At 58.4% G+C, this 13,892-nt stretch carries 14 protein-coding genes and 1 rRNA gene; 11 read left to right on the top strand and 4 right to left on the bottom strand.

The window, feature by feature from the left end:
* Positions 1-152 precede the first annotated feature (152 nt).
* The 5 genes from rrf to HFK74_RS06150 all read left to right on the top strand — a co-directional run bounded on the left by rrf (position 153) and on the right by HFK74_RS06150 (position 5,843).
* Positions 153-268: ribosomal RNA gene (rrf, locus tag HFK74_RS06170) — 5S ribosomal RNA — on the top strand.
* Positions 269-670: 402 nt separating this feature from the next.
* Entirely contained in the window at positions 671-2,275 is a 1,605-nt protein-coding gene (locus HFK74_RS06165) for a tetratricopeptide repeat-containing response regulator (protein ID WP_180202762.1), read from the top strand.
* Positions 2,272-2,964, top strand: coding sequence for a sensor histidine kinase KdpD (locus HFK74_RS06160; RefSeq protein WP_180202761.1), 693 nt, complete (start codon positions 2,272-2,274; stop codon positions 2,962-2,964). The genes HFK74_RS06165 and HFK74_RS06160 overlap by 4 nt, the downstream gene beginning before the upstream one ends.
* A 209-nt stretch (positions 2,965-3,173) precedes the next feature.
* On the top strand, positions 3,174-4,415 hold the full coding sequence (locus tag HFK74_RS06155; RefSeq protein WP_180202772.1) for a glutamine synthetase family protein: 1,242 nt from the start codon (positions 3,174-3,176) through the stop codon (positions 4,413-4,415).
* Between the two features lie 63 nt (positions 4,416-4,478).
* Positions 4,479-5,843: an MFS transporter gene (locus HFK74_RS06150; protein WP_180202760.1), complete on the top strand. Its 1,365-nt coding sequence runs from the start codon at positions 4,479-4,481 to the stop codon at positions 5,841-5,843.
* Between the two features lie 65 nt (positions 5,844-5,908).
* Here HFK74_RS06150 and HFK74_RS06145 read toward each other — a convergent pair whose 3' ends face one another.
* From HFK74_RS06145 to flgA, 4 genes are all read right to left on the bottom strand, one after another.
* Entirely contained in the window at positions 5,909-6,655 is a 747-nt protein-coding gene (locus HFK74_RS06145; protein WP_180202759.1) for a flagellar brake protein, read from the bottom strand.
* 91 nt (positions 6,656-6,746) lie between these two features.
* The gene (locus tag HFK74_RS06140) at positions 6,747-7,214 is read right to left on the bottom strand and encodes a flagella synthesis protein FlgN (protein ID WP_180202758.1); all 468 of its coding nucleotides are present in this window, start codon (positions 7,212-7,214) and stop codon (positions 6,747-6,749) included.
* Between the two features lie 48 nt (positions 7,215-7,262).
* The gene (flgM, locus tag HFK74_RS06135; protein ID WP_180202757.1) at positions 7,263-7,589 is read right to left on the bottom strand and encodes a flagellar biosynthesis anti-sigma factor FlgM; all 327 of its coding nucleotides are present in this window, start codon (positions 7,587-7,589) and stop codon (positions 7,263-7,265) included.
* A gap of 167 nt (positions 7,590-7,756) precedes the next feature.
* Positions 7,757-8,518 (bottom strand): flagellar basal body P-ring formation chaperone FlgA, encoded by a 762-nt coding sequence (gene flgA, locus HFK74_RS06130; protein ID WP_180202756.1) that lies wholly within the window; start codon positions 8,516-8,518, stop codon positions 7,757-7,759.
* An 81-nt stretch (positions 8,519-8,599) separates the two neighbouring features.
* Between flgA and HFK74_RS06125 the strand changes: the two genes are divergently transcribed.
* From HFK74_RS06125 to flgE, 6 genes are all read left to right on the top strand, one after another.
* Positions 8,600-9,532: a chemotaxis protein CheV gene (locus HFK74_RS06125; RefSeq protein ID WP_008054776.1), complete on the top strand. Its 933-nt coding sequence runs from the start codon at positions 8,600-8,602 to the stop codon at positions 9,530-9,532.
* A gap of 46 nt (positions 9,533-9,578) precedes the next feature.
* Positions 9,579-10,406, top strand: coding sequence for a protein-glutamate O-methyltransferase CheR (cheR, locus tag HFK74_RS06120; protein ID WP_046817752.1), 828 nt, complete (start codon positions 9,579-9,581; stop codon positions 10,404-10,406).
* 361 nt (positions 10,407-10,767) lie between these two features.
* Complete coding sequence (flgB, locus tag HFK74_RS06115) at positions 10,768-11,175, top strand: flagellar basal body rod protein FlgB (RefSeq protein ID WP_008054778.1); 408 nt, start codon at positions 10,768-10,770, stop codon at positions 11,173-11,175.
* A gap of 3 nt (positions 11,176-11,178) precedes the next feature.
* On the top strand, positions 11,179-11,622 hold the full coding sequence (gene flgC, locus HFK74_RS06110; protein WP_008054779.1) for a flagellar basal body rod protein FlgC: 444 nt from the start codon (positions 11,179-11,181) through the stop codon (positions 11,620-11,622).
* A 15-nt stretch (positions 11,623-11,637) separates the two neighbouring features.
* Positions 11,638-12,360 (top strand): flagellar hook assembly protein FlgD, encoded by a 723-nt coding sequence (gene flgD / locus HFK74_RS06105; RefSeq protein WP_180202755.1) that lies wholly within the window; start codon positions 11,638-11,640, stop codon positions 12,358-12,360.
* Positions 12,361-12,392: 32 nt separating this feature from the next.
* A complete protein-coding gene (gene flgE, locus HFK74_RS06100; protein ID WP_180202754.1) occupies positions 12,393-13,742 on the top strand; it encodes a flagellar hook protein FlgE in 1,350 nt (449 codons plus the stop codon).
* The last annotated feature ends 150 nt before the right edge of the window (positions 13,743-13,892 follow it).

Here is a 13,892-nt window from a genome sequence, read left to right as displayed (position 1 = left end):
AACACCCAAGCAATTTGACTACTCGAAAGAGCATCAGATTGCGGTGTGTGAAGACGAAAGAACCGAAAGTTCGAATCTCACAAAACACCGAGCTATCACATACCCAATTTGCTGAAGCGAGGCCAACTGGCCACGACTCAGTACCCGAATTTCTTGACGACCATAGAGCGTTGGAACCACCTGATCCCATCCCGAACTCAGAAGTGAAACGATGCATCGCCGATGGTAGTGTGGGGTTTCCCCATGTGAGAGTAGGTCATCGTCAAGATTAAATTCCAAAACCCCTATCTGCGTATGCAGGTAGGGGTTTTGTTTTTGTGCCCGTTTTTTCTGTAGGAGCGAGCATGCTCCGGGCGGCGTTCCGACGATGGACGTCAACGATAACGCGGGAAGCCTGGCACCCCACGGCGTTCTCGGGTTCATCGCGAGCAGGCTCGCTCCTACAAATGAAGCCAATAATTCCACTCTCCTCGCTTCAAGAGAACGCTACTGTTGGCCGATAACTCATAGGGTCGCAGCGATCTTTACTTCTCGCAGCCCTCAACAGCCATCACGGTTTCCAGGGTGATGTCTAATAGCTATCATCTGCGCGCCGTAAAGGGCAGTGAAGCTGATCTTGTTCGTGCATTCGCCTTTCGGTTCTTCTTCTTAAATTGCCTGGAAATCCTCGATGCTGTCGTATCACCAAAAGAGTTTTCTGATCGTCGATGATTTCTCGGATTTCCGCAGTTCGGTCAGGTCGATGCTGAGGGAGCTCGGTGTCAAGGATGTGGACACGGCCGACACTGGCGAACAGGCGCTGAAGATGTGTTCGCAGAAATCCTACGATTTCATCCTGCAGGATTTCCACCTGGGCGATGGCAAGAAGAACGGACAGCAGGTGCTCGAAGACCTGATGATCGACAAGCTGATCAGTCATGAAAGTGTATTCGTGATGGTCACCGCTGAAACCAGCCAGGCCATGGTGCTCAGCGCCCTGGAGCACGAGCCCGATGCCTACCTGACCAAGCCCTTCAACCGTTCCGGTCTGGCCCAACGCCTGGAGCGGCTGGTGCAGCGCAAGACGTTGCTCAAGCCGATATTGCAGGCCCTCGACCGGGGCAAGCCGGTTGAAGTGCTCAATGCCTGCATAGCCCTGTGCAAACAGGATATCCGCTATTCGCCGCTGTGCTTGCGCTACCGCGCCGATGCGCTGCGTGACCTCAATCAGAACGAGGTACTGGAGCGTCTCTACGACAGCATCATTGCCGATCGACCCTTACCGTGGGCATTTGCCGGGCTGGGTAAGTTGCTGTTCAAGCGGGGGCAAGTCAGCCAGGCAAAAGGCGTCTACGAAAAAGCGCTGAAAGTGTTCCCGATGATGCCGGCGCTCTACGATGGCATGGCAGAGGTGCTGGTTGTCGAAGGGGATACCAAGGCCGCCCAACGCGTCCTGGAAGAGGCGATTCGTTTGTCGCCCCTGGCCGTGCGCAGACAAGCGCAGCTGGGTAAATTGGCAATGACCAATGAAGATTTTGACACCGCATCCAAAGCCTACCGCCAGGCAGTTGCCCAAGGTGCCCAGTCACGTTTCAAGGATGCCGAAAGCAACCTCGGACTGGCTCACGCCTTGATCAGCAAGGGCAGTGAAAAAGGCCTGGATACCCGCACTCGCCTGGAAATCAACACGACCCTGAGTGCGGTGGCCAAAGACAACCCGTCCGATCCCGGTCTGCAAATCCGGGCGCGATTGATGAAGGCGACCAGTCTGCTGATCAACGACGCCGAAACGGCGGAAAAACTGACCGAGCAAGCCCTGATGCGGCTTGATGGCATGGAGCAGTTCATGAGCGCCGAAGCGGCTCTGTTGGTGGCCAAGCAATTGCAGATGCTCGGTCAGGCCAGTGCGGGCGCTTCGATGTTGAAAAACTGCGCGGAGATTTACGGCGATGACCCTGCGGTGATGAAGGGCATTGCAAAGTTGACCGATGATCCGAACATCCTCAACTCCGGCAATGTAGCAGCGGATCTCAATCGGCAGGGCGTGCGCGTGTACAAGACCGGTGACCTGGTGCAGGCCCGGGGTATTTTCCGCAAGGCCCTGGCGCTGCAGCCCAAGAACATCAGTATCGCGCTGAACCTCGCACAGTCGTTGCTGCATGGCACCGATACCAATGTCCCCTCGCAGGAAATGGTGGAATGTCGGGCCTGCCTGAAAATGGTCGGCTTGATGCCAGACACCGACTCGCGTTTTGCGCGTTATCAAAAGCTCAAGAACAAGGCATTTGGCGAATGAACGAGCACCAACAGGCACTGGATTTCTCGACGGTGATTGCATCCACCGTACACGACATGAAGAACTCGCTGGCGATGTTGATGCAGGCCCACAGCCAATGGCTGGCGGGTTTGCCGGCGTCTGCGCGCCACACCCCGGAGCAAGGCGTGATCGAGTTCGAGTTCGCGCATCTCAATGGGATGCTGGTGCAGTTGCTGGGCCTTTACAAACTGGGTGTCAACCAGATGCCCCTGCAGCCGGCCTACCACGAACTGGACGACTTCATCGAAGCGCAACTGGCGTGTCATCAAGACGTATTCGCCAGCCGCGGTATTGCCGCCACGTTTGAAGTCGATCCCTTGAGCCCCCTGGGTTTCTTCGACCGTGAGCTGATCGCTTCGGTACTGGCCAACAGCATCAACAATGCGATCCGTTATGCCCGTCACGCGGTGTTGATCAGCGCCAGCGACGAATCCGGTCAGCTGGTCTTGACCATCAACGACGATGGTGACGGTTATCCACCGCAGATGATCGAGCGCCAGGCCGAGTACGTACAGGGTATCAACCACAGCACGGGCAGCACCGGCCTGGGGCTGTACTTCGCCGGTCGGATTGCGGCACTGCATCAACGTAACGGCGTAGGCGGACGCACGGAAATCAGCAATGGCGGCCCGTTGGGCGGGGGGCTCTTCAAGCTTTATCTTCCTTGAAACAATGGAACTCACATATTTGTGCATCGTGCTTGATATTCTGAACACGCGGAGCCTATTTTGTACGAGTTGCCGCTCGCGGCTCGTATAAAAACAAGGATTGCGTCATGACAACCGATGGCCTGGGTTCACTCGCGCAGCGATTGACGGGCATTGATGAGATCGAATGCGTCACGCCGGATTTGAATGGCGTGCCCCGGGGCAAAGTGATGACTGCCGAGGGCTTCCTCGAGGGACGCCGCCTGCAGATGGCGCGGGGAGTGATGCTGCAATGCATCATGGGCGGATATCCGCCGGCACGCTTTTACGGTTGTGATGACGGCGACCTCGCGCTGGTCCCCGATCCGGCGCAGATCCACCGCTTGCCCTGGAGTCAGCAACCTCGGGCACTGGCCATCTGTGATGCGGATGAATTGACGGGCGAAAGTTCCAGCCTGTCGACCCGTGGCCAGCTCAAGGCGGTCATCGCGCGTTACGCGGCCATTGGCCTGGCGCCGGTGGTGGCCACCGAGCTGGAGTTTTTCGTCTTCGCGCCCAATACCGATTCGACCCAGCCCTTCCAGCCACCGACTGGCCTGGATGGTCGTCGCGAGGACGGTCACTCGGCGTTCAGTGTCAGCTCCAACAACGGCCTGCGGCCGTTCTTCCGCGAGGTCTATGAATGCATGGCGGCGCTGGGCCTGCCGCGCGATACCTTCATGCACGAGATGGGCGTCAGCCAGTTCGAAATCAACCTGCTACACGGCGATCCTTTGCTGCTGGCCGACCAGACTTTTCTGTTCAAGCATTTGCTCAAGGAAGTCGCGCTCAAGCACGGCCTGATCGTGGTTTGCATGGCCAAGCCATTGGCGCACACGCCTGGCAGTTCGATGCACATTCACCAGAGCATCGTCGAGATCGGCACGGGGCGGAACGTCTTCAGCGACGAATCCGGTCAACCGAGCGCGACCTTCCGCCATTTCATCGCTGGTCAGCAAGCCGGCATGGCGGATTTCACCGCGCTGTTTGCACCGAACGTTAATTCGTATCAGCGCTTGTGCCATCCCTTTGCATCACCGAATAATGCCTGCTGGTCCCATGACAACCGGGCAGCCGGTTTGCGCATCCCCGCCAGTTCGCCGGTCGCTCGTCGGGTCGAGAACCGATTGCCGGGGGCTGACGCTAACCCCTACCTGGCGATTGCAGCGAGCCTGGCGTCCGGGTTGTACGGCATCGAACACCAGTTGGAACCCGACGAACCGGTACAGGGTGAGTTCCAGGTGCCGGATAAACTTTCATTGCCCTGTACCTTGCATGCAGCGCTGGAACGTCTGAAACGTAGCCAGTTGGCAAAGGAACTGTTCGGCAAGGAGTTCATCGAAGGCTACATCGCTTCGAAGACCATGGAGTTGACCAGTTTCCTTGATGAAATTACTCCCTGGGAGCGGCGTGTCCTGGCCGCCCAGGCCTGACGAAATGTCGACACCGGACTATCGTTTGGATAGCCCGTCACCCCCACTGCAAGGAGTCGCTCGTTGCGCCAAATCTGGAAATCCTTTCGAGCGCTTTATTTCGCTTCGCTGATGATGTTGATCGGCTCGGGCCTGTTGAGTACTTACCTGGCGTTGCGCCTGGCTGCCGATCATGTCGACAGCCTGTGGGTCGGTGCGTTGATGGCTGCCAACTATTTCGGCCTGGTGCTGGGCGGCAAGATCGGCCATCGGTTGATTGCGCGGGTCGGGCATATTCGAGCCTACTCGGCCTGTGCCGGAATCGTCGGCGCGGCGGTGCTGGGCCATGGCCTGGTGAACTGGTTGCCTGCCTGGTTGTTCCTGCGGGTGATCGTCGGTCTTGGCATGATGTGCCAGTACATGGTCATCGAGAGCTGGCTCAATGAGCAGGCCGATGCCAAGCAGCGCGGGCTGGTGTTCAGCGGATACATGATCGCTTCCTACCTGGGGTTGGTGCTGGGTCAGTTGATTCTGGTCATGCACCCGGGGTTGGGGTTGGAGCTGCTGATGCTGGTAGCCCTCTGTTTCACCCTCTGCCTGGTGCCGGTGGCCCTGACCCGACGGATTCACCCGGCACCGTTGCATCCCGCGCCGATGGAGCCCCGGTTCTTTATCAAGCGCGTGCCACAGTCATTGAGCACCGTCCTGGGGGCAGGCCTGATTGTCGGCTCGTTCTACGGTCTGGCGCCGCTGTACGCCTCCCAGCAAGGGCTGTCCACGGAGCAGGTCGGCCTGTTCATGGGTAGCTGTATTTTTGCCGGATTGCTGGTGCAGTGGCCGTTGGGATGGTTGTCCGATCGCTATGACCGGGCGCTGTTGATCCGCTGTTTTGCCTTCAGCCTGGCGTTGGCTGCCTTGCCGCTGGCGATTATGGAGCGGGTACCGCTGGAAGTCCTGTTCATTGCCGGGTTCCTTTGCTCGTTGGTCCAGTTCTGCCTGTATCCGTTGGCAGTGGCCTTCTCCAATGACCATGTCGAGGGCGATCGACGGGTATCGCTGACGGCGATGTTGCTGGTGACCTACGGCGTGGGTGCCAGCATCGGGCCGCTGGTGGCGGGTGTGCTGATGAAGTTGTTCGGCAGCCAGATGCTCTACGCGTTCTTCAGTTTCTTTGCGTTGGTGCTGGTGTGGCGAATTCGTCCGAAAGCGGTGACCAATCTGCACCAGGTGGACGATGCGCCGCTGCATCACGTCGCCATGCCGGACAGTATGTCGAGTTCGCCACTGGTGGCGGCCCTTGATCCTCGGGTGGACGAGCAGGTGGTGCAGGACCAGATGCAGAATCCGCTTCCTTCCGAGCCGAGTGAGGAACCAGAACCGGAAATCGATCAGCCTCCGCAAGAACCGGATTCGGGCAGGGAGCAGAGTTTTACCGAAGCCAGGCCCTGAAATTCAGGCAAAAAAAACGGGCAGTCACCGCAAGGGGCTGCCCGTTTTTTGCTTGAAACCGTGTCTCAGAAGTCGTCTTTGTCGAAGCGCCGTGCTTCACGTTGCAGCTGGTAGACGAACCGCTCCACCTGACGTTGCACCAGCCCGCTCATGTTGTGGAAGCGAACGCCGGCGAAGGTGGTGGAGATCTTTTCTTCGAAGTGCAGGTAGCGCAGTTCGACCGGTGCCGTCATTTTGCCGAAGGGCAGATCGGCGTTGAAACGGTCGTAAACCTGGCCCAGTTGCAGGCTGCCGGTGATGTCGCCATCGAAGCGCAACTTGCAGCCAGTGGCAGAGATGTCCAGCAGCTTGCCACTGATCGATGCCTTGAGTTTTTCACCGTCCAGATTAACGTTGACCAGTTGGGCCAGTTTCAAGGCGGCACGGAATGCATTGCGGCGCTGGTGGTAGACGACTTCATCGGGCAGGGTGCCGCGGTAGCAACGGCTGCCGTTGGATTCGTCGATGGTCAGCGGGCCATTGCTTTCCCACGCGATTCGCACGCCTTCATGAAAACCTTCGATCTTGAAAGATTCGCCGGCCAGCAGGAAGCGTTCGCCATCGCGGGGAATCATTTCGTCCAGGGCAATCATGTTGCGTTCACGATCAAGGTCCACCAAATAGCTCTGGAAGCGCTGGCTGCGCTCGTGGAACGTGATGATCAACGGGTCATGGCTGTCTAGCAGCTGGCGCAAATTGCCGGAGATTTCCAGGGGCGTGCTGAGCACCTTGGGTGGCTGCGGAGCATCTTCCGCATTTAAGGCATTGGACACGGTTAATCAATCTCCAGACAAATTTTGACTGCGGCAAGTGGCATTTTGCCAGCATGTTTCGCGTCTTGATAGAGCGTGCTTATCGACAGGCTCAAGCCTGACTGAGCGGGCGTGGTTTCACAAGCCTGGAGAATGATCCGCTGGCGTCATAGAGCGCGGGTTGTTCACCGCCATTAAGGATTCTCAGCTGGGTGGTCGTGGCGGCCTGCTGTACAAGGATCGACTGTCCATTGTCGGCGTTGGCGGCGTGGCATTGAGCCAGAAGGTCGGTCAATACATCGCTTTGCGCCAGTAGCGCTTGGCCCACGCTCGATTGACTGGCCAGTTGCTCCAGCCCGCTGCGGTTGGCTGGCAGGTTGAGGCTGGCAAGAATTTCACTGCGTTTGCGGCCATGCTGTTCGAGCTGGATGATCATTGCCTGCTTGCGCGCCAGAACACCTTCCAGCAACGGCATGTCGCGGCCATGCAAGGCGAGGGACTCGGTGCGCAGTAACTCCAGCAAGTGTTGCGCTGGAGCAAGGTCGTCGGTGATCAGTTGCAGTAAATTAGTGTCGTGCATGGCTGGCCTTGGGGTTTAAGCGTCCAAAAGCCTGGCGCGGGCCGAGGCCTAGCGCTGGGCTTCGAAGTTGAGCAGTTTGCTGGCTACACGGTTGCTGTCGACTTTATAGCTGCCATCGGCGATGGCTGCTTTCAACTCGGCCACGCGGGATTTGTCGACGACAGGCTGATCGCGCAGCGTATCGGAGATCTTCTGCAACTGTTGCGCCTCATTGCTCAGATGTACCGATTCCCCGCTTTTGACAGAACTGGCCTGATCGGCCGGGGAAGTGGGCTCGGCAGGCTTGCCGGCTTCGGCAGTTTCCCTGGCGGCACTGGTACGTGTACTGCCCGTGAGTGACGGGGAGCTGTTCAAACGGCTGAAATCGATGACCATGGTAAAAAAACCTCTGGGAATTTGGACGCTTGCCATGTTTTCGGCCATTCCCTGAAAAACTTTAGGCCCATTTATCAAATGAGCTTGCGCGCGCCAGCGCTTGCCGTGCCTGCACACAGTTTAGGGAACCGCCGAGGCCGGCGCCACATCTTCACCTGCAGTAAGCTCTACATGGACACTTCCACCTGGCCCGGCGCGATGACTTGCGCCTTGATGACCCGCTTGGAATTGAGGTTCTTGACTCGAATCTGTTCGCTCAGGCCGCCACCGGCCAGTGCTTCGCCGGGCATTCGCACACTGAGCGTACCACTGCGGGCGGTAATCACCACCTGGTCGCCCTTGCGTATCACCTCAGCCTGTTCGATGTGCACCAGGCTGATGACCTGATCGTTGACCATTGGTCGGGTAAGTCGTTGCCCAATGGCCTGGTCCACGGCAGTCAGGTAGCCCTGGTTGAGCAGGCTGATATCGCGCTCACGTAGCGCGACGTCCTGCGGCTCGACAATGCCGGCCCGGCGCAGGGGCCGGGTGGTCGTGACGACCTCGCGAAACAGGCGTACTTGAGCGGGTACGAAGACTGTCCAGGGGGATGTTCCCTCACAGCGAACCTTGACCGTTACACGGCCCAAAGGCTTGGCCGGACTCTCCAGCGTGGCTGTCAATTCCTTGTCGCACATCGGCATGCGCAGGCGTGGATCGAGCGGGTTGACCTGGATTTCATAGCGACCCTGGGTTTGACTGGTCGCCAGATAGTCCTCTACGGTGAATTCAAGAAAGCCCTGGGTGACGCCGATAAGCATGTCAGGCAAGGTAACCGCGTCAGCAAGGGCAGGGCTGCCAGCGTTGAACAGGCAGACAGCCGACAACACCCCCAGCCATTGGCGGCAGCGGGTGGTCAGGTGTCGGAATAATGTCGGTTCTGTGTTCATGACAGATAAAAAGCAAGCGCCGTGCCGTTTAGTGATGAAGGCGCGTCGCAACAACACTTAGCGTTGGCGTAGGAGTCAGGCATGGCTGGTGTAATGGATTCGGTAAACCAGCGCACGCAACTGGTGGGGCAGAATCGCCTTGAGTTGCTGTTGTTCCGTCTCGACGGCCAGCAGCTGTATGGGATCAACGTGTTCAAGGTGCGGGAGGTGCTGCAATGCCCCAAACTGACGCTGATGCCCAAGTCCAGTCCTGTCGTGTGTGGCGTGGCGAATATTCGGGGGGCGACCATTCCGATCCTTGATCTGGCGATGGCGACCGGTTCCGGTGGCTTGAAGGACAAGAACAACCCCTTCGTGATCATCACGGAGTACAACACCAAGACCCAGGGATTCCTGGTGCGTTCGGTGGAACGCATCGTCAACATGAACTGGGAGGAGATTCATCCGCCACCCAAGGGCACGGGGCGTGATCACTACCTGACGGCTGTGACGCGGGTCGACAACCAGTTGGTGGAAATCATCGACGTCGAGAAGGTGTTGGCTGAAGTGGCTCCGACCCCGGAAGCGATTTCTGCCGGCGTGGTGGATGTTGAAACCCAGCACAAGGCGCTCTCCTTGCGGGTGCTGACGGTCGATGACTCGTCGGTGGCGCGCAAGCAGGTCACCCGTTGCCTGCAAACAGTCGGTGTTGAAGTGGTGGCGTTGAACGACGGTCGGCAAGCGCTGGATTACCTGCGCAAGCTGGTCGACGAGGGCAAGAAGCCGGAGGAGGAGTTCCTGATGATGATTTCCGACATCGAGATGCCAGAAATGGACGGATACACCCTCACGGCCGAGATCCGCAACGACCCTCGCATGCAAAAGCTTCATATCATCCTGCATACTTCGTTGTCGGGTGTGTTCAATCAGGCGATGGTCAGGAAAGTCGGTGCCGATGACTTCCTGGCCAAATTCCGTCCTGATGACCTGGCATCCCGGGTAGTCGACCGGATCAGAGCAGCAGACATCAGCTAGGGGCGTTCGGCCCCCGGCAGTCAACACGATTTTAGAGGCGGCAGCATTGTCTACGGGTAATTTGGATTTCGAACAGTTCCGGGTGTTCCTGGAAAAAGCCTGTGGCATTTTGCTCGGTGAAAACAAGCAGTATCTGGTCTCCAGCCGTCTCAACAAACTGATGGAGCAGCAAGGCATCAAGTCCCTGGGTGAGCTGGTCCAGCGCATTCAGACCCAGCCGCGCAGCGGGTTGCGCGAGATGGTGGTGGATGCGATGACGACCAACGAAACCCTGTGGTTCCGTGATACCTATCCGTTTGAAGTCTTGAAGAACAAGGTGCTGCCCGAAGCGATCAAGGCCAGTCCCGGCCAGCGTCTGCGGATCTGGTCGGCGGCGTGCTCGTCGGGTCAGGAGCCATACTCGCTGTCGATGTCCATCGATGAGTTCGAACGGTTCAATCCCGGGCAGTTGAGGATGGGCGTGCAGATTGTGGCCACCGACCTGTCCGGCACCATGCTGAACAACTGCAAGACCGGCGAGTACGACAGCCTGGCCATTGGTCGCGGCCTGTCACCCGAGCGGCTGCAGCGTTATTTCGACCCCAAGGGGCCGGGACGCTGGGCCATCAAGGCGCCGATCAAGAGCCGGGTCGAGTTTCGCTCGTTCAACTTGCTGGACAGCTACGCGAGCCTTGGCAAGTTCGACATCGTGTTTTGCCGCAACGTGCTGATCTACTTCTCCGCCGAAGTGAAGAAGGACATCCTGTTGCGCATTCACAGCACGTTGAAGCCGGGAGGTTATCTGTTCCTCGGTGCTTCCGAAGCGCTGAACGGATTGCCGGACCATTACCAGATGGTTCAGTGCAGCCCGGGGATTATTTACCAGGCGAAGTGACCGGTTGTCTGTATCAACAAAACGGGAGCCCACCGGGGCTCCCGTTTTTTTTGCCTGATGATTTCTCGCCGATACGGCCTAAACCTGTAGGAGCCGGCTTGCCGGCGAATGCGTCGGGTCAGTCAATTTATTTGTCGACTGGACGAACGCCTTCGCCGGCAAGCCGGCTCCTACAGAGGGGCTCTGGAAACGGGTGTTAAGCGGCAGAAAAGCGGCATCCAGCGGAAACCGGTTGCCGCTTTTCTGTCGTTGCCCCCTGGGCCGGTGCCCGCAAAGCCCCGGTTTATGGGGTTTTCTGAATTGGCATGACGCTTGCTACACCCCTCATACGAAAAATCAGGTCAGCCGAAGGTTTCCCGCCATGAGCATCAGCTTCGATAAAGCGCTCGGTATTCACGAAAAGGCATTGGGCTTCCGCGCTCAGCGTGCCGAAGTCCTGGCCAACAACATTGCCAACGCCGACACCCCGAACTACAAGGCTCGGGACCTGGAGTTCTCGAAAGTGCTCGAGGCGCAGAACGACAAGGCCAAAAATGGCTCCTTCGCCCTGAACATGACCAACAGCCGTCATATCGAAGCCCAGGGCCTGGGCAATGGCGACGAGTCGCTGATGTATCGCACGCCGATGCAACCGTCGATCGACCAGAACACCGTGGACGCCCAGCTGGAACAGTCGAACTACGCGGAAAACTCCGTCAACTTCCAGGCCAGCTTCACCCTGCTCAACAGCAAATTCAAAGGGCTGGTTTCAGCCCTGCGCGGAGAGTAAGTCATGTCTCTATCCAGTGTTTTCAACATTGCCGGTAGCGGCATGAGTGCCCAGACCACGCGCCTGAACACCGTGGCCTCGAACATCGCCAACGCCGAGACCGTCTCGTCGAGCATCGACCAGACCTACCGTGCCCGTCACCCGGTGTTCGCCACCATGTTCCAGGGCGCTCAAGGCGCTGGCGGTGACTCGCTGTTCCAGAACCAGGACGCGGCCGGTCAGGGCGTACAGGTACTGGGCGTGGTCGAAGACCAAAGCAACCTTGAAGCACGCTACGAGCCGAACCATCCGGCCGCCGATGCCAAGGGCTATGTCTATTACCCGAACGTCAACGTGGTGGAGGAAATGGCTGACATGATTTCCGCGAGCCGTTCGTTCCAGACCAACGCCGAAATGATGAATACCGCCAAAACCATGATGCAGAAAGTCCTGACCCTCGGTCAGTGATAAGGGGCGACTCAGATGAGTGTTACCGATACCACCAGTGCTCCGAGCCTCAACGACATCCTGGCCAACTCGTCGATCAAGACCAATACCAATTCCGATAGCCTGGCATCGGCGGCCGGTACTGCCACGGGCCAAAAGGCCTTGGGCAAGGATGCGTTCCTGCAATTGCTGGTCACCCAGCTGAAAAACCAGAACCCGCTGGAGCCTCAGGGCAACGGCGAGTTCGTGGCACAGCTGGCGCAGTTCAGCAGCCTGGAAGGCATCACCACGCTTAACGATACCGTGTCCGGCATCGCCGGCAACTACAACTCGTCCCAGGCGTTGCAGGCTTCGTCGCTGGTCGGGCGTTCGGTCATCGCGCCGGGCGACAAGGCCGTGGTCGACACCACGAAGGGCATGACCGGTGCGGTCGTCATACCGCAGTCGGTGGCTGAAGTGGCGGTGAAAATCACCGACAAGGATGGCAAGACCGTCCGCACCATCACCCTGGACGATCAGCAAGCCGGTACCAGCAGCTTCACCTGGGATGGCAAGGACGATGCCGGCAACGTCGTTGATTCGGGTACTTATACCTTTGCGGCGAACACCACCATCGATGAAAAGGGCGTGGCGCTGGTCACCAACCTGCCGGCAACGGTCAACAGCGTGACCATCAGCCAGACCGGCGGTGAGTTGATGCTCAACCTGGCCGGGCTCGGCAGTGTCGCCCTGTCCAAAGTGCAAACCATTGGTATATAGAGCCGGCTAACGCGGCACAAAAGGAGTGGAATATGTCTTTCAACGTCGGCCTTAGCGGTCTCTATGCCGCCAGTAAACAATTGGACGTCACCGGTAACAACATCGCCAACGTGGCAACCACCGGCTTCAAATCGTCCCGCGCAGAATTCGAAGACGTGTACTCGGCGACCAAACTGGGTACGGGTAGCAAGGTCGTCGGCAGCGGCGTGCGTCTGGCCAACGTTTCCCAGCAATTTACCCAGGGCGATATCAGCGCCACCGGTAATGTGCTGGACATGGGCATCAATGGCTCAGGTTTCTTCGTACTGAACAACAGCGGCTCGCTGTCCTACACCCGTGCCGGTACGTTCAAGGTCGACAAGGAAGGCTACGTCACCAACAGCGATGGTACCTCGCGCCTGCAAGGCTACGGTGTTGATGGCAATGGCAAGATTGTCAACGGCGTATTGACTGACCTGCGCATCGACACCTCCAACCTGGCGCCGAAATCCACCACCACGGTGTCGTCGACGATCAACCTGAACTCTACGTCTGCCGTGATCGATCAGACGGTGGCGACCAACAAGTTCGACCCGAGCAAGTCGGAGACCTTCAGCAAGCAGTTCAGTACTCCGGTGTTCGACACCCAGGGCAACCAGCACACCATGGATCAATACATGGTCAAGACCGGGCCCAACACCTGGGATACCTATACCCTGATCGACGATCGCAATCCGGACGGCAGCGACCCGACGGACGCGGCGACTCCGCCAATCGCTTCGACCATGACCTTCGACACATCGGGCAAGTTGGTGTCGGTCAGCACGCCGGTTCCACCCACCGTGCCTCCGACCGTTCCAACGCCTGCCCCGGTGATCAGTAATGAGCTGAAAATCACCAACTGGACCCCGGGCACAGTCAAGGATGGCGTCTGGACGTCCAATGGTGCAGCCGCCGATCCGGACGGCCTGACGATTGCCATGGGTAACACGACTCAGTTCAACGCCGACACCGCGCGCTCCATTCCCGTGCAGAACGGTTATGCCACGGGTCAGATCACCAACCTGACCATCGACGGCAGCGGTGTGCTGTTGGCCAACTTCAGCAACTACCAGACCAAGCCGATTGGCCAACTGGCGTTGGCCAGCTTCACCAACGAACAAGGTCTGCAGGCCGTCGGCGGCACCAGCTGGAAAGAAACCTACGCCTCGGGCATCCCGGGCTACGATGCGCCGGAGACCGGCTCGCTGGGTACGATCCGCTCCAACTCCCTGGAAGAGTCCAACGTCAACGTGACCAATGAACTGGTCGACCTGATCAAGGCGCAGAGCAATTACCAGGCGAACGCCAAGACCATCTCTACCCAGAGCACCATCATGCAGACCATCATTCAAATGGCCTGATGCGGGTTAGCTCAAAGCGTTGCACAAGGAGCCCCTCGCAAGAGGGGCTTTTTTTTAGATCAAAAGATCGCAGCCTCGCTTCGCTCGGCAGCTCCTACATTGAAATGTGACCCCTGTAGGAGCTGCCGGAGCGAAGCGAGGCTGCGATCT

The sequence above is a fragment of the Pseudomonas sp. SbOxS1 genome, assembly GCF_013416725.1.
In the GTDB taxonomy this organism is placed as follows: domain Bacteria; phylum Pseudomonadota; class Gammaproteobacteria; order Pseudomonadales; family Pseudomonadaceae; genus Aquipseudomonas.
This window is presented reverse-complemented; position numbering and strand designations above follow the sequence as displayed.